Annotated in this window: 13 protein-coding genes and 2 pseudogenes; 6 read left to right on the top strand and 9 right to left on the bottom strand. The window is 32.5% G+C overall.

The window, feature by feature from the left end; genetic code table 11:
* Window positions 1–205: 205 nt before the first annotated feature.
* Both ILT06_RS32530 and ILT06_RS16050 read left to right on the top strand, forming a co-directional pair.
* The gene (locus ILT06_RS32530; protein ID WP_241753394.1) at window positions 206–370 is read left to right on the top strand and encodes a hypothetical protein; all 165 of its coding nucleotides are present in this window, start codon (window positions 206–208) and stop codon (window positions 368–370) included.
* A 134-nt stretch (window positions 371–504) separates the two neighbouring features.
* Window positions 505–1,104, top strand: a pseudogene (locus ILT06_RS16050) (erythromycin esterase family protein); the annotation flags it as partial.
* A gap of 59 nt (window positions 1,105–1,163) precedes the next feature.
* On the opposite strand, the gene ILT06_RS16045 reads toward ILT06_RS16050, so the two are convergent.
* Both ILT06_RS16045 and ILT06_RS16040 read right to left on the bottom strand, forming a co-directional pair.
* On the bottom strand, window positions 1,164–3,107 hold the full coding sequence (locus ILT06_RS16045; protein WP_064475724.1) for an ABC transporter permease: 1,944 nt from the start codon (window positions 3,105–3,107) through the stop codon (window positions 1,164–1,166).
* Window positions 3,082–3,852 carry an ABC transporter ATP-binding protein gene (locus ILT06_RS16040; RefSeq protein WP_064475725.1) on the bottom strand — a complete coding sequence of 257 codons (771 nt, stop codon included), beginning with the start codon at window positions 3,850–3,852 and terminating at the stop codon, window positions 3,082–3,084. Before ILT06_RS16040 ends, ILT06_RS16045 begins: the two co-directional genes overlap by 26 nt.
* A 787-nt stretch (window positions 3,853–4,639) precedes the next feature.
* On the opposite strand from ILT06_RS16040, the gene blaIII reads away from it, so the two are divergent.
* Together blaIII and ILT06_RS33085 are read left to right on the top strand one after the other, a co-directional pair.
* Complete coding sequence (gene blaIII, locus ILT06_RS16035) at window positions 4,640–5,581, top strand: class A beta-lactamase BlaIII (RefSeq protein WP_064475726.1); 942 nt, start codon at window positions 4,640–4,642, stop codon at window positions 5,579–5,581.
* 163 nt (window positions 5,582–5,744) lie between these two features.
* Window positions 5,745–5,911 (top strand): annotated as a pseudogene (locus ILT06_RS33085) (IS256 family transposase); the annotation flags it as partial.
* A 231-nt stretch (window positions 5,912–6,142) separates the two neighbouring features.
* Here ILT06_RS33085 and ILT06_RS16030 read toward each other — a convergent pair.
* The 5 genes from ILT06_RS16030 to ILT06_RS16010 all read right to left on the bottom strand — a co-directional run bounded on the left by ILT06_RS16030 (window position 6,143) and on the right by ILT06_RS16010 (window position 12,813).
* A complete protein-coding gene (locus tag ILT06_RS16030) occupies window positions 6,143–6,793 on the bottom strand; it encodes an RpiB/LacA/LacB family sugar-phosphate isomerase (RefSeq protein ID WP_222655287.1) in 651 nt (216 codons plus the stop codon).
* A 283-nt stretch (window positions 6,794–7,076) separates the two neighbouring features.
* The gene (locus tag ILT06_RS16025; RefSeq protein WP_222655286.1) at window positions 7,077–9,038 is read right to left on the bottom strand and encodes a DUF3472 domain-containing protein; all 1,962 of its coding nucleotides are present in this window, start codon (window positions 9,036–9,038) and stop codon (window positions 7,077–7,079) included.
* Between the two features lie 494 nt (window positions 9,039–9,532).
* On the bottom strand, window positions 9,533–9,961 hold the full coding sequence (locus ILT06_RS16020; protein ID WP_222655285.1) for a DUF4879 domain-containing protein: 429 nt from the start codon (window positions 9,959–9,961) through the stop codon (window positions 9,533–9,535).
* A gap of 317 nt (window positions 9,962–10,278) precedes the next feature.
* Window positions 10,279–11,043 (bottom strand): SDR family oxidoreductase, encoded by a 765-nt coding sequence (locus tag ILT06_RS16015; RefSeq protein ID WP_064475730.1) that lies wholly within the window; start codon window positions 11,041–11,043, stop codon window positions 10,279–10,281.
* An 864-nt stretch (window positions 11,044–11,907) separates the two neighbouring features.
* Complete coding sequence (locus ILT06_RS16010) at window positions 11,908–12,813, bottom strand: DMT family transporter (RefSeq protein ID WP_064475731.1); 906 nt, start codon at window positions 12,811–12,813, stop codon at window positions 11,908–11,910.
* A gap of 109 nt (window positions 12,814–12,922) precedes the next feature.
* On the opposite strand from ILT06_RS16010, the gene pdxR reads away from it, so the two are divergent.
* A complete protein-coding gene (gene pdxR, locus ILT06_RS16005; RefSeq protein ID WP_222655284.1) occupies window positions 12,923–14,314 on the top strand; it encodes a MocR-like pyridoxine biosynthesis transcription factor PdxR in 1,392 nt (463 codons plus the stop codon).
* Window positions 14,315–14,515: 201 nt separating this feature from the next.
* On the opposite strand, the gene ILT06_RS16000 is transcribed toward pdxR, so the two are convergent.
* Window positions 14,516–15,502 (bottom strand): DUF4046 domain-containing protein, encoded by a 987-nt coding sequence (locus tag ILT06_RS16000; protein ID WP_088048294.1) that lies wholly within the window; start codon window positions 15,500–15,502, stop codon window positions 14,516–14,518.
* A gap of 226 nt (window positions 15,503–15,728) precedes the next feature.
* Between ILT06_RS16000 and ILT06_RS15995 the strand changes: the two genes are divergently transcribed.
* On the top strand, window positions 15,729–17,222 hold the full coding sequence (locus tag ILT06_RS15995) for a peptide MFS transporter (protein WP_064475734.1): 1,494 nt from the start codon (window positions 15,729–15,731) through the stop codon (window positions 17,220–17,222).
* Between the two features lie 305 nt (window positions 17,223–17,527).
* On the opposite strand, the gene ILT06_RS15990 is transcribed toward ILT06_RS15995, so the two are convergent.
* On the bottom strand, window positions 17,528–18,361 hold the full coding sequence (locus tag ILT06_RS15990; RefSeq protein WP_149174183.1) for a MerR family transcriptional regulator: 834 nt from the start codon (window positions 18,359–18,361) through the stop codon (window positions 17,528–17,530).
* Window positions 18,362–18,377 lie beyond the last annotated feature (16 nt).

The following is an 18,377-nucleotide window of genomic DNA, read 5'->3' as shown; positions in this document are numbered from 1 at the left end:
CTAAGGTTGGGTTTTCTATGAACTTCCGTTCTTGTCGCCTACATGCTTGATATTTTGTTTATTTGTTTTTAAAATACGCATACCAAATAAACCTTGATTAGATAATAGCCCACTCCAATTTATGTATCACCTGTTGCAAATTATATGCAGTTTGTTAGGAGAAGAATGTTTAATTTTAGTTCCATCTATCCTGGGGATATACTTTTTGAAAAAACAAGGGGTATGCGAAAAATGGTCGATGATTCTTATAACACTTGTTGGTGTATTTTTGTTTGGTATGGCGCATTACTCTACCTATGAGGGGAATTTAATTCAAATTCTTTTTGTAACTTGGTCTAGGAAGATTGCCCTTCAACTGGATTGCATTTAAAGCCAATTCTATATGGGCAAGCGTAATTGCTCATGTTTTTTATGATCTACCACTGCTCCTGGTTGCATTGTTAGTTGTCCCTGCATAACGTTAATAAAGCTGTTTATTAACTAGATATATTTAAATGTAGACAAAGTATACGGATTGATGCGATTAAAACGCATTTAGATGCTTTAATGAAAGTTAAAGGAGGTATCTACTCACCTAAAATTGCAGACTACGCCACCTATATCCGAGATCAAAAAATGGCACAAAATTTTGCATGGCTCACCGAAATGCAGTATAAAAACAAAAAAATTATTGTGTGAGGGCATAATTATCATATTCGAAAACAAAATTCAAAAATGATATTAGACTTTACGAAGGTGCAGCAATACAATTATGTTGGCCCAAATATGATGGATTATCTTCCGCAACGCATCAAAGACCAAATGTACACGATTGGTGTATTTGCGTATAGTGGAAGCAGTTGGGATGATGGTAATGAAGATATTATTCCTGTACATAATGAACATGAAGAACAAAGCGTTGAAAAAATTATCAGCACGGTGGGAAGTCCCCATGTTTTTATTAACCTAAAGGGAGAAAGTAACCTACCAGAAACTTCATGGATGTTTACTCCTACTGCAGCAAGTTATTGGGGAATAAAAGATAAAGAAGAAATCCTGATTCTCACAGAACAATATGATGGCATTCTTTGGTTAGAAAAGACGACGCCTTCTGTACTGAAGTAAATACAAAAGCATCCTTACAATATAAGGATGCTTTTACTTATATTTTATACATTCTTTTTCTATGAATACATTTTTGTATATATGCGTTTTAAATAGTGATTTCTAATAATAAAGAAGTAAATAATTTGTATACAAATAAAGCTTATTAATACAACAATTGAACTTTGAATAACGGACATTTGCTTACTTACTGTTTGTCCTAATTGATGAAACGTTAGAAATGCAAAACTACTATGAACCATAGCCACTATAATCGGTAAGAAAAATAGTAGCATCATTTGTCTTGTCACGATTTGCTTTAACTCACTTTGACTTAATCCTAATTTTGAAATCATTTGATATTGCTCTTGATCACGTTCTAAATCAGTAAATAGACGGAAATATAAAAAGCTTAGCGTAAATACGAAAAATACAATCCCCACCATTATACTTGAGATAGAAAGTAATCCGTTTTGTTGTTTCAATTCAAGCCATCTTAAATACAAAGATGAAAACATATAATAATCCTCTTGATTCTTACCAATAATCTTCATAAGTTTAGTAGAAACTTCATTCGTTTCAGACCAATTTTTAACGATAAAACCGTATATGGTGTAATCTCGGAGTACGTTTTCTTGTTGAGCATTTTTGACCTTATTATAAACATCATCAGAGACAATAATAGGCTTTTCGATTAACGATAATTCTGGGATATAAATTGTTTTTTGCACAGAGAGTGGGACCTCTATTTCACCATGTATTATTTCAAAAGTTTTTATATCCTCCGCGCTTTTCTCGTTCTTATTTTGTCGTATAGCAATACTATCATTTTCATTTGTTAATTTCTCTATTTCATACCCTAATTGTTTTGCATATTCATTATACGTAGATACATTAATTAACGCCAATCCGTTTAGTGTCCTTTTAAATTCTGTTGCAACAAGTTTATAAGAAAATCCATATTCTTTTAATTGCTTCTTTATCTCTTCAATATGGGCTTTTTCTTGTATATTCCCCTTATCCGATCGATACGTAAATGCATATGGGGTCTCATGTTTTGCTAGTTCTGGATTTCCAATAGCTGTACAAACTCCAATTGCTGTAAAAGAAACAGCAGATATAATTGTAACGATAAAGAATGTTCTCGCATTATCTTTCATTCGATACATCAATTCTGAAATAACAAGAAGATTGGTTCTTTTAAAGAATGTAGTTTCTCTATTTTTTAAAGTATATAACACATATACACACAATTGATTAAAGAAAAAATAGGTTCCAAAAACAATTAATAAGACACCTACCCCTACAAGTAGTAATAATTGATCTAAATCCATGTAATTCACTGCAACGATACTGTGGTGAACACAGGAGTAACCTGCCCCAAATAAAATTAGGACCAACATGGATATCCAGACGGAAACTTTCGGCTCAGCTTTTGGTTTTTCCTCTGATTTTATGAGTTCTACAAGCTCATTTATTTTCATCATTTTCGATGTAAATAATGAAATAAGTAGAAATAGAACAAAAAAGGAGATAGCTGTTATTCCCATAGCCTTTAATGGAAAGTAAAATGCTAACCTATGCCCTACTCCCAATAAGGACCCAGTAACTAGTAAGAACAATTTAGAAAAAACTACCCCAAGCCCAATTCCTACTAGTATAGAAGGAATTCCAATCAACATATTTTCGAAAAAAATTAATTGATGAAGCTGCCGATGAGACATTCCATGTAACATTAATAATCCAAACTCTTTTTTTCTATTTTTTAAAAAGGCACTAACTGAATAGAAAATAAATAAGAATGAAAAGACAAAGATTAAGTAATACGATAGTTGAAATCCTATCTTCCCAAACGTACTCAATATGGTGCTTACATGAGTCAGCTCGCCTTGTAGGTTTGGATGAAAGACAAGTAAGCCATAAGTGAAGAAAATCATTACCGCAAATGTGCTACTAAAAAAATGCCCAAGATATATTCGTTTATTCCGTATAACATTATTAAATGCGAGCTGTCGAAATGTCATTTTTATTACCTCCTAACCTAGAAAGACTGTCCACAATATTTTTATAAAATAGTGGGCGATCACCGTTGCAGCAAACTTCATTGTATAACTGTCCATCTTTAATAAATATAATGCGCTCACAGTAACTAGCAGCAACTGGATCGTGCGTTACTAACATCATTGTTGCCTTTTCTTCTTTATTTAATAGTGTTAATATCTCCATTACATCTTGAGAGGATTTAGAGTCTAAGTTCCCTGTCGGTTCATCGGCAAGAACTAATTTAGGAGAGTGAATGAGTGCACGGGCTATCGCTGTTCGCTGCGCTTGTCCTCCTGATATTTCATATGTTCGTTTATTTAAAATTTCGTTAATACCTAATTTTTCCGAAATAGATTCTACTCGTTTATTTATTCTTTTCACATTCATGCCATCTAATACAAGCGGAAGAACCATATTCTCTTTTACTGTTAATGTATGCAGCAGGTTAAAGGATTGAAAGACGAACCCTAATTCCTGTCTGCGAAATAAGGCCAAATCATTGACCGAAAGCTGATATGGATTTTTACTATTAATAAATACATTACCTGATGTTGGCGAGTCAATAGTAGATATCATATTCAATAACGTTGTTTTTCCACTACCCGAAGGACCCATGACCCCAACAAATTCTCCCTCTGTTATTGTTAAATTAATATTTGAAAGTGCCGTGTGTGAAACATTTCCTGTGTATTCTTTACTAAGTTCTTTTACTTCTACTATTTTCATATGAGAAATTCCCTCCATTTTTATTTACTAAGAATGAGATTTGATAACTATTGCCTTCCTACATTTTGATTTATTTAAAATACGATTAATGTACTACTCATTAATAATTTGTTTCAGCTTTTATTATTTAAGGCTGTCATACTTGGTCGAATGTATTAAGCGCTAAAATAACTTGCTATCGTACTTCAGGATTTTTAAACATGTTTCTGTTTTTCATTGTAGTAGTATGGTTGGTTTTCTCATATTGAATTATCTTTCATTTTTCTTACACACTTGAAATGTTTCTGAAAATACAGTCTATTAGGCCGAGAAACATAATTTTTTTGAGAGATAGCATTGAGGAATTTTTCATATGCACTGGACTATTTGCTACTAGATTTCCGTATAGATTTCATTTGCAATTCATCGTATTTTCTTTACCATTCAACAAGTTCTTCCTATTCTTAAAATGGAACAAATTTATTATTTAGAGTGTCTATTACGTGTATTCCTAAAAATATGAAAGGACATATTATTACCAAAAGTAAAGTGATGTAAAAAAGTGTATATTGAAATACTGTATTTAAATGTTACGAGTTTAATACTTTCACAGGTGAACGATTACAAGTGTAATTAAAAAAAGAAACAATCCAAACAACGTCTGTTCATTCGTCTGAATATTTGAATTCTTCTTAACCTATTAAAATTCAACTTCAAAAGTATTGTTATCCTATACACACTTTAAATAACATCGGTATTTAAAATACCAAAACAAAAACCATATATTCTTGAAAGAGGTTGAAAATTTATGTTCGTTTTAAACAAGTTCTTTACCATTTCACATTACAAAAAGATTGCACCTGTGGTATTACTTTCATGCGTTACATTAATAGGCTGTTCTAATAGTAATACTCCATCTGAATCACCTAAACAAACAAATCAAATTAAACAAGAAAATACTGGTAATGATTCTTTTACTAAACTTGAAAAAGAATATAACGCTAAGCTTGGTATTTATGCACTGGACACAGGTACGAATCAAACCGTTGCTTACCATGCAAATGATCGCTTTGCATTTGCCTCTACATCTAAATCATTAGCAGCGGGAGCTCTTTTACGTCAGAACTCAATAGAAGCTCTTGATGAAAGGATTACGTATAAGCGAGAAGACCTTTCTAATTATAATCCAATTACTGAAAAGCATTTGGATACAGGAATGACGTTAAAAGAACTTGCAGATGCTTCTGTTCGATATAGTGATAGTACGGCACATAATTTAATTCTTAAAAAGTTAGGTGGTCCATCCGCATTTGAAAAAATATTGAGGGAAATTGGTGATACTGTTACTAATTCCGAGAGATTTGAACCTGAATTAAATGAAGTAAATCCAGGAGAAACACATGATACGAGTACACCAGAAGCAATCGCTAAGACGCTTCAATCTTTTACATTAGGAACTGTACTACCATCTGAGAAACGTGAACTATTAGTAGATTGGATGAAGAGAAACACAACTGGGGATAAATTAATTCGTGCAGGCGTACCAAAAGGATGGGATGTAGCTGATAAAACTGGTGCAGGGTCTTATGGGACAAGGAATGATATTGCAATTATTTGGCCACCAAATAAAAAGCCAATTGTTCTTGCCATCCTTTCTAATCATGATAAAGAAGATGCAGAATACGATGATAAACTTATTGCAGACACAACCAAAGTCGTGTTAGATACTTTAAAAGCTACGAATAAATAATCATCGATTATTGGAGAGTGTAATATAAACCGTGTAAATAACCTACTATCCTAGATAGAGGGGCGCTTCACGGTTTTTCTTTTTCTAAAATTTCTATGAGGAAATGGTTACACTTATTGTTAGATAGAAAAGAGATCCAAAATCCGTAAATTTAGCTCAATCAATTTTTAAAGCTTACCAATCGGAAACTGTTGAAGATATGTAAGAGGCTTTGAAAGACGTTGTTGGACCTATGTTTGAGGCAATGGTTCAAGGCGAAATGAATCACCTTCTTGGTTTAGATTTAAACTCAAAAAGTGAAAAGAACAGGAAAATCGTCGTAATGGATATCCACACTTTGGATACCTAAAGTACCACAAACCTTGCGGTTATTTAGTAGCACTCCGTATCCAACCTCACTTTCATCCCATGCCTAAAGGCGATGGGCTTTTTCGTTGGAGAAGGACTGTAAAAGAACCCCAAAACAAATGGAATGGCAGTCATATTCCCCAATTGGCCAATGGTATTGAATCAACTTATGGTTAACATTAAAATTGCCAAACTTATTAAAAAATACAGTATTTATCTACCGTGATTTAAATCCGTCCTTTGTTCGATAAGAAACTTTGATATATCTGTGTTGGTGCCATTCCGCAAGAGGAATTCCACTAAATCTTGTTTTTGAAGAACAGGATTAATAACTGCTACATCTAACTGACTCAGAATCTGAACGATGCCATGATGTGAAACACTCTTGATTGTTTTAAAAAGTTCTGCATCACGTTTCTTTCGTTCGGCGGATTCTTGAGGATACCCAGTATTGAACGGTTCTTCAAAAAGTTTCTCAAGCGTGAAGCGAAGATTTAGTTCGCCCGCCCAACCGAAATTTAATCCAAGTGGCAGTGATGCGCAGTTTCCGTTATTTATCCTACCAAACAGAAACGCATCTGTTGGAGTTGGCAGATAACCACTAATGACATTCGGAAGTGTATTACAGGCAATCGACATACCAACACCGCTACTACATCCAGTGACGACAAAATCAACTGCACCTGAGTTTAAAAGTAGACCAACAGCTAAGGACACTTGGATATAGCTTAACTCCGATTCCTCAATAGTAACGCCGAAATTCAACACTTCATATCCATGCTTCGCCACAGCCCTTTTTGTTTCTTCAAATATCAGTTCATTTTTGCTAGTTTGGGTACTTGCTTGTATCACAGCTATCTTCATTCTTTCACGACCTTTCGATTTAATTATTACACAAGCCGAAAGTCAAAAGTCAAAAGAAGATAAATAAGATAAAACTAATCTTAATATTTGCTATTCTATTTGTTCATTTCAAAAACTTACACATATTTTTTGACAATTCCGGTTATTATTTTCTATTTTTCCATCACAGTATTGTGATGCTTTTTATGTATTTTGAGAAGTATTGGCCATTTGATGTTACAGAAACTGTTATTCTTCCATTTCTATAGAAAAAGTTGGGGATTCCCCCAACTTTTTTATACATCTATTTTCTTATTAATCCTGTGGATGTGACCTGATATGTTCTTTTCTTACCTATATATTCCTGTTTTCCATTCTCAAGGTTAGTTAAAGTCGCTCGCGTTTTTTCCTTTGCTGCTTCCCCTTCTATATGAGTAAATTCTATATAATCTCCCACTTTTATAGGTACTGTTTGGGTTTCAGCATTTTGTTGTCTATTTCCCATGATTTCCTTATTGTACATAACGCTACCGGATGAGCCTTGGACTTTAATACTTGCATATGTACTATTAAAGTAAGAATGCGGTACGCCAGCTTCTAATTTGATTTTCAGCTCTTCTGCTGTTTTATTATAATCTACTTTTGCAATTTCTCGATCACTATATCCTTTTAATGACCATGCAAATTGTTTTCCATCTAGAATTGTTGTCTCTGGCATTTTTTCAACTTTCTTTAATCCCTCTTTAGTAACCAGATACCTTGCTGTCTTTCCAATAGTCTCATTTTTGTTATTTTCAAGATTCGTTAATGTTGCGCGTGTCTTTTCCTTTACTGCGTCTCCTTCTATATGAGTTAATTCAATGTAATCCCCCACTTTTACAGACACAGTTTGGCTTTCAGTATTTTGTTGTCTATTCCCCACGATTTCCTTATTGTATAATACGCTACCAGATGAGTTTTGGACCTTAATACTTGCATATATGCTATTGAAGTAAGAATGCGGTACACCAGCTTCTAATTTGATTTTCAACTCTTCTGCCGCCTTATTATAATCTACTTTTGCAATTTCTCGATCACTATATCCTTTTAGGGACCATGCAAATTGGTTCCCTACTAAAATATCAGAATTTCCATTTGTAATTCCTACTTTTTTCTCTACAGTTCGATCAAATATGTCTGTTAATGTAATTTTGGCAAAAGCCGTTTGAGGTAATTGCATAGTTTGACTTATCTCAGTTTCGTAGGACTTAATATTATCAATTGCTTTCAAAGGTTGTCCCATTAACTTTTCATTGTCATAGATTTCAATTTTCCCTTTAAATTGTGGAGTACTTTGTTCTTTCAATTTCCAAGAAACATTTAATTTCTCATCTTCAAAGCGAATATTTTGAATATCAAAATCTAAAATTCCCATTTCTGGTTGACTAGGCTGATTTAGATTGAAACTTTTTCCAGTACCAATAGTTGATTGAGTATTTCCTCCTGCCTTAACCCAGAGATATTCTGAAGTTGCACCTCCATCGTATTGATAGGACGTATCATGTTGCCCAGAGATACGCTGATTATTCCAAGAATTCCATTGTTGATCTGAAACTTTTCTGCTGTATCCATTTTTAAGGCGTGCTTCTCTTACATCTTGTCCATTACCAGCCCAGTCCTCTTGAAACATCGATAGACCATAGTTAAATGCAACATTTGCAACTGGATGATCCATAATAGCAACTAACTTCCATTGATTTAATTTATTATCTTTTATCCATTGGCCAAACTTTGTATGGCCATCTTCTTGCCAAGAACGTAGAGTCATTCGATACCATTCACTATCTTTCCAATTATAAGTTGTTTGTACCTTCAGACCTGTTCCTTCTCCACCAAATCTACCGGCTTCTGAAGTCGGCGATAAATATTCAGCTTTTATTGCTTGGTTTGATGCTATTGGATCCCAAAGCGCAAAATGAAGAGTACGTTTACCGGTTTGATCAAAGCCACTTTGTTGTTGGAAGCCAGCATAACCACCACCCTCTCCCCCCTGATTCCAGTTATGCACAGCCCAATACGTATAAGGTGCTGTTTGGACTGGTGACCAGTCTATGCTAATGATATCTGAAGCAGCAGTATTTTGTGGTGTTACATAAACCGATGGAGCATGAGATCGGATTGCTGCCTCTGTACTAGAAATTGGTGCTCCATACATTGACATCATGGTGCAAGCCGCAGTAATTATAACAATCTTTTTTAGTCTTCTATTTGTTTTTTCTTTAAACATAACTTCCTATCTCCTTTTAAATTATTTTAGTTACATTGAATAATAACGATGTACATACTATTAAACAAATTATGTAAAAAAATAACATTAGCTATATTACCTAGTTATGTTTAATGTTTTTTTCACTACTATTACTAATTAAATTATAGTATTTAGTAAGAAAATCGTATGATTTGTGACTAAATGTTGGCTAAAAATATTATAAAAATTCATAAATATATAGTTTTAGATTTTTATGCTGAAAGACTCCTTTGATATTTCATGATTTTTCAATAGATTTATTTCCTTAATTACTCGCGCTATTAACTATAAATTTGTTTACGGAAATAACATTATGTAAACATACATCGTGATAATTAGATAAAATAGCTTATCAATTTGCACGTGTCTTTTCAATAGATTAAAAGAGCCCACAAAAAACGTAGACTCCTTTAATTACCTAAACATTAAATATTGCAACCGACCAAAAATTAACATTAAATTCTTCTGTTAGCTTATTTAATATTTAATGAAGTAGATAATGTATTCCAAGGTGTATTTGTAGATGTGTTTTGATATTTGAATTGTCCATTTCGTTGTCCCGAAGCATCCCATTTATATTCCCATCCATCAACTGTTCTATCACCATTAATATCAATCATCTTAGAATCTACTTTTTTTAGTTTTTGACCACTCATTTGAGCAATCGGATTTCTACCATATCCCATTTCATTTGTATAAATGTATAAATAGCTTCCTCCATGATCTTTAACTGTACTAAAATTGTTTGGACCGATAAATTCAACTCCGCCTAATTGAGATTCAACTTTTACTACATTTAATGATGTTAATGGTGGTGCAGGTGCCGCAGATACATCTGTCGCTATGCCAACTGTTGCCCCCACTACTAATGACGAAACCCCTAGGATCATCCTTTTTAGCATACAATCATCCCCTTTATATTTAATACAAATTGATTCTATCATACTAATTTCATATACTTTCTTCCCTGTGAAAGAGTTAACAAAAAGTACCTATTTATATATGAAATTGTGCATATTCATTGCATTTTTACTATTTGCACTTATCATTAATCCTACTACAGCATAATTGGTTCTCTACCTTTATGGACTTTCAACACTTGGACTCGTTTCAAGGTGGCTTTTGTAAGAGCTAATAAATGGTGCGTAGTTCGGTTATTTAGCAAATAAAAAATAAAGTTGCAAATCCAACTCTATTTAAGCCGGCTTTTCTTCTAGCATTATAAGCAAGATCCACCACTTGCATCGATTAACTCACCAGTTATCCAACGGCTGTCTGATGAAGAAAGAAAACCTACAATATCAGCTATATCATTAGGTTCTCCCCACCTATTAAAAGTCGATAAACCTGCAGCATATTTTTGGCCATCTTTATTCCTCAATGTCTCAGCGTTCATTTCTGTATTAATTATACCCGGGAGAATTGCATTTACTGTAATACCACGAGCACCAAGTTGTTGTGCTAAAGTATGAGTGAGTGTATTAATTGCCCCCTTAGATATACTGTAGGCAAAAACACTTGGGGTGGCTACTCGTGTAACAAATGATGAAATATTGATAATCCTTCCTCCATCTTTTAAACGTGGCAAAGCCTTTTGAATAATGAAAAATGGAGCCTTCACATTAATATTCATAACCTCATCAAAAGACTCCTCTGTAGATTCCTCTAACGTTAAAATCTGCCCAATTCCAGCATTGTTTACAAGAATATCAAATGTAGTATTACCTATATGTTTTTGAAGAGATTGATCCATCATTAAATACAAGTTATTAATGCCGTTAAAAGTACTTAAATCTGCACTGATTGCAAATGCGGCACCGCCATCTTGTTTAATTTTATCCACTATACTTTCTGCTTCTTCTTTTCTTTTACTATAGTGAACTACAACTAACGCACCAGCCTGTGCCAAATGTAAGGCAATACTTCGTCCTATTCCCCTACTAGCCCCTGTTACTAATGCAACTTTCCCCTTCAATTTATTCATCTCATCATCCCCTTGTTTAAAATTCTACTTAGTTATATCACAGGATACTCTTTGAAATGTTGCTCTCTAATTTGGTTTCCTTAAAGGACCAAGATTGTATTGATACTAATTTTATTTAATACTAAACAGCTAATTTTCTTTTTATGCTATAGTGCACCCATATCCGTTAAGCTAGGAAAAGTGAATACCACCAACAAAGAAAAGTATTATTTTTAGATTGTAGTACCTGAAAAATATCTAGTTTCTAAACCTTTGTTAAGTAGCCTCGATGAGCAATTATACAAAACCAATAATGAAAAAAGGATCTGATATGAATATCAAATCCTTTTTTACTATGTATAATTATTTCACCGCTTCTCTTAATTTTTTTCAGCTTTAAATGCCGGTACTTTAGAATCAACAATTCACATTTCTGCAACATTATTATATAAGGTTTTAACGAATTGTATGTTAGACTTATTATATTCCAAGAAGTCCTTTACTTTTAGAATCGACAATTCTTGAATACCCTTAGACTTGCCCTACGTCCTCTGTAGGGCTTTTTCGATTAACAAACGTATTTACTTCTTGTACGCTCCCTGAATTTTATCTCCACTATTATGTATCCACTCAATCTAAAATTTTTTTAAAAATAAAAGTTTAAAAAAAGGGTATGAAATAATATATATTAAATCAAACGGATAATATGCTATATTTGCAAAAAGCTGATACATAATTTCTTTAGATTTGAAAAAACAAATCCCTATCTGCCCATTTTTGGATCGTCTTATAATGTCTTTTTTTCAAAAGAACGTACACAATTCATACATAAAAAACAAAAAGTATATGGGCTCTATTTTCAAATCCATTATACTTATTCCTTTCTTAATTAACCCTTTTTAGTGTTAATTTCGGATCTTGCTTTTGAGTTCTAAACCCTAATGCAATAGCAGCTCCAATACAGCTAGAAAAACAACCAACAAACAAATACGGGGATGGATCTGACTCACCGATTAAAACGGAAGCTATTCCTCCAATTACAGGGAATAGCGCCACCATATACCCACTTCGAGCTCCTCCGATTTTTTCTACAAGCTTCAAATAGAATAACCATGCTACAAAAGAAGCAAACAGAGTTAAATATAGCAACATACATACATATGAAAACGATGTGGGAAACGTAAATTTTTCCCCTTGAAATAATACAATTCCCCCCATCAATATACTACCTACTGTAAATCCAATTGTATTTGCATAGATAGGATTCACCTTGTGTTTTGCATTTCGTGCCGAGCTCGCATCACCTATTGCTGTAAGAAGCGTACCTAAGATTGCGACCATAATTCCTTTTATATCATTAAAACCTTGAAAATTATTTAAATTCGGATAGATGAGAATGCATACTCCTAATACACCTAAAATTCCTCCAACCAAAACGCGTGAATGTAACTTTTCTTTTAAAAAAATTCGAAGAGCGATTGGGGTCAAAATCACCTTTAATGAAAAAATTAACGTTACAATTGCCGCAGAACTTAAAATTGTAGCGTAATAAAGGCATAAATAGCTTAATGCAAAGTTACATACACCAAAAATCATTATAAATGGAATATCTTTTTTTGTTGGCATCCCTCTTGGGCGAAGGAACCAAATAAGAATCAAAAATAAAAAAGCTGTCATAACCAAACGATAAGTTAAGGATAGTTCTAAGCTGACAGGAGTTCCTTGAATTTTTACCGCAATAAAGTTGATTCCCCATACAATCAAACAAAATATGTACATAAATATTGTCATAAACTTTCTCCTAGATTAAATTTTGTATGAATTCATTATTTATTTATACTGTCATTTCTAAAAGGGACAGTTTACAATAAATACAAATGACAGATGAGGTGTTCCAATAATGAAGGAACTAATATTTAATATAAATCGAAAAAGTGAAAATCCTATGTATCAACAAGTTTATCAATATATACGAACTCAGATTTTATCTGGAAAATTAGAAAAAGGTAAAAAGTTGCCATCAATTAGACAACTTGCTATCCAATTAGAGGTCAGCAGAAACACAACTCAGGTTGCCTATGAACAATTACAATCAGAAGGATATATTCGAAGTGAGAACAAAAAAGGATTTTTTGTAGAGGCTATTATATCGGATGAAACACTAAATTTTCAACCTATCAGAGAACCGCATCATGAAACAAAGCATACTGCCATGAAAACTATTGATTTTAAGATTGGGACAGTGGATCAAGAAAACTTCCCTTTGAAAAAATGGAGAATGATTACTAACAAAATTATTAAAGACTCTAGCATGTTTTCATACGGAGAAAAGCAAGGCGACATTAAATTAAGGAAAGCACTAGCAGATTACTTATTTCAATCAAGAGGAGTTAATACTTCTACAGAACAAATTATTATTGGTAGTAGCACACAACATTTGTTATTACTTTTGTCACTGATGTTAAAGCAAGACTATAATTATCTGGCCGTAGAAGACCCTGGATATAACATGGCAAGGGAACTTTTTTTTCTTCAATCATTTATTATTGATCCAATTCCTGTAAAAGAACGAGGTATCCAAGTCGATCTACTTTTAAAATCGCCTTCTAGACTTTTATATGTGACTCCTACTCATCACTTTCCGTATGGGGTGACTATCCCTGTCAATGAAAGACTAAAGTTAATTGAATGGGCCAAAAAGATGGAAGGCTATATTATCGAGGATGATTATGATAGTGAATTTCGATATATCCATCAACCTATACCGTCTCTTCAAAGTTTGGATTCTAATGATAGGGTGGTTTATTTAGGAACTTTTTCAAAGGCACTCCTCCCCTCTGTCCGTGTCAGTTATATGGTTTTGCCTAAGCGGCTAATTAATGAATATAAAAAGATACTCCCTTTACTTGAACAAACATCCTCATCTATTCATCAGCAAACATTGGCAACTTTTATGGATGAAGGATATTGGTACTCGCACTTAAGAAAGATGAAAGCTTTGTATAAACGTAAAATGAATCTATTAAATAAGAAATTATCAAAGCACTTTAAGGAATATGTCAAGATTAAAGGTGGTAGCTCCGGCATTTTCGTTATTATTGAAGTGAAAACAAAAATGAGTGAAAAAATGCTAATTGAAAGAGCACATAATCACGGCATTATAGTATATCCTTGTTCAAAATATTTCTCAGAATATTCACCAGAATATCCGTATATTCAACTTGGATTTGGTAATTTATCTGAGGAAGAGATAATAAAAGGAGTATCTCAATTAGCAAAAATTTGGTTCTAATAGGAAAAGAGATAGAACAATTAATGAATGATTTTATTTAATTACGAATAGAAATCCCTCTAGTATTTTGAAATTTTTACACAAAGTGATATTTTACTTTTATATATATATAAAAGACACCTTTAAGGTGTCTTCCTCCAAATTAATAACCGAATGTTATATCATAAACTTTCTCAATTATTATGAATTTAAACATTACTTTTAAATATATCCTTTTAACATATTTTTTGAGAAACGATTAGGATATAGAGCAATAAGCATTTCATATGGACTTCCTTTCCAATAGCGTTTTAACGGTGTCCATAATTTTTGTTTTATTAGCCATTTTTGATTAAATACTTTTAATAGCTGTTTTTCATCCAATTTTTCTTTTTCTTCAATAGTCCACCTTAACGCCTCTAATGCTTTACGTTTAGACCAATATCCAACAGGAGTAACTTTAAATTCCCATTCTTTAAAACGGTCTCTATACAAATCATTAATCATTCTGAACGGACTATTCCCCCAAAACATTTGACATACTGATGCTAATCCATGGGTTTTTAACCACTTTATATTGTATATATCAAGCAATTGTTTAGGAGTTAATCTCTCTTTTTCTTCAATGGTCCATTTTAATGCTTCTAATGCTTTTTCTTTAGTCCAGAAGTTATTAGGAGTCATACCAAATTCCCATTCTTTAAAACGCCTTGGATAAAGATCATTAATCATTGCATACGGGCTACTATTCCAATACATAGCCAGAGGTGCACTAAGCTTATTTTGTTTCAACCATTTTTTCCCGTATACTCCTAAAATCTTTTCTTGTGAAAGGCCCTCTTTTTCCTCAATAATCCATTTCAAAATTGTTAATGCTTTTTCTTTAGTCCAAAAATTTAAAGGAGTCATACCAAATTCCCATTCTTTGAACTGATTTGGATACAAATCATTAATTGCTTTAAACGGGCTATTTTCATACCTATGTTTGAGTAATCCTCGTAGCCTATACTTTACAAGTAATTTAGTGTTCCATTTTATTCTTATGTCTTCCTTATTCCATTTTAAAATACTGTAAAGCAAATATGTTATTACCCTCCGCGCCATTTTATTATCTTTATCTTCTTTCCATGTATTTGGAGGGAATTTATTTCTTTTTCCATCTAATATTTCCTGATAAATATCTTCTATAGCAACTTCTTTCATTAACAATATATAAATCCTCCTACATTTTGTATTAATATTTATACACTATCATCATTTTCAATCGATATATCTATATTAAATAATATAATTAAAACCCAAATTAAAATCAACACAAAATTTGTTTTTTGTAAAAATTCTAATAATTAAATAAGTAAATTTTTATTTTAATTTTCTGATTATTAGTTTATACTAATTTAGTATTGTTACATTTAAATATAAGGAGTGCATTCGTATGGAGAAGCTTAGTAAAAGTGATATTATTCGTACTGTTCCGCAAAGCGGTTTTTTCGGACACCCTAAGGGGCTGTTTACCCTATTCTTTACAGAGTTTTGGGAGCGATTCTCTTACTATGGGATGAGAGCAATATTACTTTACTATATGTATTATTCAATCTCACAAGGTGGTTTAGGGATGGATCATGCGACCGCAGCGTCAATTATGGCCATCTATGGATCTCTCGTTTACATGTCTGGCATTATTGGTGGCTGGATTGCAGATCGTCTATTAGGTTCAAGTAGAACGATTTTTTGGGGTGGAGTTTTAATTATGATAGGTCACCTGATTTTAGCACTACCAGGGACTATAAGTACTTTATTCATATCTATGGTGTTTTTAGTACTTGGTACAGGTTTATTAAAACCTAATGTATCTAGCATTGTTGGTGATTTATATAGTGAAACAGATACTCGACGTGACTCAGGTTTCAGTATTTTCTATATGGGTATTAATTTAGGAGCTCTTTTATCTCCTTTTATTATAGGGACACTTGGTCAAAAGTATAACTTCCACCTAGGTTTTGGTGTTGCTGCAATTGGTATGCTATTAGGCTTAATTATTTTCGTTCTTACAAAAAAGAAAAATCTTGGTTTAGCAGGAACACAAGTACCAAATCCTTTAACAGACATCGAAAGAAAAAAAGTTATTATACAGTTTAGTATTGGTACAATAGCTATAGTACTATTTTGTATTTTAACGATACCAACAGGTATTTTAACTATTAATAGATTCACTTTATTAGTAAGTATCTTAGGTATTCTCATTCCAACTGGTTACTTTATTTTTATGTATCGTAGCCCGAAAACTACAAAAATTGAAAAGTCTCGTTTAATTGCTTACATACCATTATTTATAGCTGCTACAATGTTTTGGGCCATTCAAGAACAAGGAGCTATCATTTTAGCTTCTTATGCTGATCAGCGTACTCAATTAAAATTGGCCGGGATTGAACTTCAATCTTCATGGTTTCAATCATTAAACCCAATTTATATTGTTTTGTTAGCACCAGTATTTGCTTGGTTATGGATAAAGCTTAATTCACGTCAACCAAGTACGGCTAATAAATTTGCTATTGGTTTACTATTTGCTGGTTTATCCTTCTTAGTTATGATTATCCCTGCATATATCCATGGTACAGAATCCCTTGTAAGCCCTATGTGGTTAGCGATTAGCTTCCTATTAGTAGTAATCGGGGAACTTTGTTTATCACCTGTAGGTCTATCAATTACAACCAAATTAGCACCAGCTGCCTTCTCTGCTCAAACAATGAGTCTGTGGTTCTTAACTAGTGCAGCTGCACAAGCTATAAATGCTCAAATAGTTCGATTATATAATCCTGAAACAGAAATTATTTATTTCGGTGCAATTGGTGGCCTTTCAATCATTTTAAGTGTAATTTTATATTTTATGGCCCCAAAGATTCAAGTTTTAATGAAAGGCATAAAATAAAAAAAACTGTGCTAAAAACTTGTTATAATGCGGGTTTTTATGCACAGTTTTTTTGAATGACTATTTAGATTTTTCTATATGTAACATTCCAAAATATTTATCGTTTAAATTAACCCCCGCATAATGTAAAATTAATTCCACTTTTCAGTGCCCCGTCCTATCGAAATGTGTGCTTTTCATGCTTTATATTCTACTAGCAATGTATTTTTGTATTTAATCGTCGATTATAGTTTGTAAAATGCGGACATTTTTTACTGAGCCGATTTTTACGCCTTCCTTGTAAATAGTGTTGAATATATAAATGCTTACTTCTTTTGGTGTTTTGATTTTTCTTCAACAGGAATCTGCATATTCATAATTACCTGTCCTTCTGAATAAAACAGATTCAATTCATGTAAATCTGATTCAATTACATTACATGATCTAAACTGTAAACCATTTCTCTCTATATAGTCTGTAATATTTGTATATATTTGATGTCGTACTTCATCGATATGCTCTTCTGTACATACGTAATCAACACAAAGATAATTACCTGCAGGTATACTAAGAATATCAACATGCTCTATCTCTGTATCATTCAAAACAGGATAATAAACTGATAGTCCCAGATCATCATTGAATAAATTCTTAATAGGACACATTGTTATAAATTGTTCTTGAAAAAATTCACCTTGCTTAAAAATAGAACGGAATTTATCAAAAAAGGATTTTACACTATTAAAATCTTCTCCTTTGATGTGATAATATTTTCTTTCCTCAAAATAGACACTCTGAATTTCATTGAAGTTTTTACTTCTATTTTGTAGGAGATCGAGGATCCTAGTAATTTTCTTTTGCATTTCCATATATCGATAAATTTCAGTTTCAATTTCATCTTTTTTGTTCTGTAAGATATTTATATTGTTTATTATTTTTCTCTTATTTATTACTAAATCAATTTCTTCAATTGAAAAACCTATATCTTTACAAAAGAAGATTTGGCTAATTCTCTGTAGTTCTTCATTTCCATAAAGCCTATACTTATTTTTACCTACCTTTGGCTGAACTAATCCTTTTTCTTCATAGAATCGAAGTGTTTCTTTCGTTGTATTAAAAATCTTAATTACATCACTTTTAGTTAACTTATAGCTATCCATCTAATTATATTGCCTC

This window comes from Bacillus sp. 17RED48, assembly GCF_019837545.1.
Lineage (GTDB): Bacteria > Bacillota > Bacilli > Bacillales > Bacillaceae_G > Bacillus_A > Bacillus_A wiedmannii.
The sequence above is the reverse complement of the archived record's forward strand: the minus strand, read 5'-3'. Positions and strand labels throughout refer to the sequence as shown.

Excerpts from the sequence above, each read along its gene's own strand:
- pdxR (WP_222655284.1), top strand. The coding sequence starts at position 12,923 with ATGAAGGAACTAATATTTAATATAAATCGAAAAAGTGAAAATCCTATG.
- ILT06_RS15990 (WP_149174183.1), bottom strand. The coding sequence starts at position 18,361 with ATGGATAGCTATAAGTTAACTAAAAGTGATGTAATTAAGATTTTTAAT.
- ILT06_RS16045 (WP_064475724.1), bottom strand. The coding sequence starts at position 3,107 with ATGACATTTCGACAGCTCGCATTTAATAATGTTATACGGAATAAACGA.
- ILT06_RS16030 (WP_222655287.1), bottom strand. The coding sequence starts at position 6,793 with ATGAAGATAGCTGTGATACAAGCAAGTACCCAAACTAGCAAAAATGAA.
- ILT06_RS16015 (WP_064475730.1), bottom strand. The coding sequence starts at position 11,043 with ATGAATAAATTGAAGGGGAAAGTTGCATTAGTAACAGGGGCTAGTAGG.
- ILT06_RS15995 (WP_064475734.1), top strand. The coding sequence starts at position 15,729 with ATGGAGAAGCTTAGTAAAAGTGATATTATTCGTACTGTTCCGCAAAGC.
- blaIII (WP_064475726.1), top strand. The coding sequence starts at position 4,640 with ATGTTCGTTTTAAACAAGTTCTTTACCATTTCACATTACAAAAAGATT.
- ILT06_RS16040 (WP_064475725.1), bottom strand. The coding sequence starts at position 3,852 with ATGAAAATAGTAGAAGTAAAAGAACTTAGTAAAGAATACACAGGAAAT.
- ILT06_RS16025 (WP_222655286.1), bottom strand. The coding sequence starts at position 9,038 with ATGTTTAAAGAAAAAACAAATAGAAGACTAAAAAAGATTGTTATAATT.
- ILT06_RS16010 (WP_064475731.1), bottom strand. The coding sequence starts at position 12,813 with ATGACAATATTTATGTACATATTTTGTTTGATTGTATGGGGAATCAAC.
- ILT06_RS16020 (WP_222655285.1), bottom strand. The coding sequence starts at position 9,961 with ATGCTAAAAAGGATGATCCTAGGGGTTTCGTCATTAGTAGTGGGGGCA.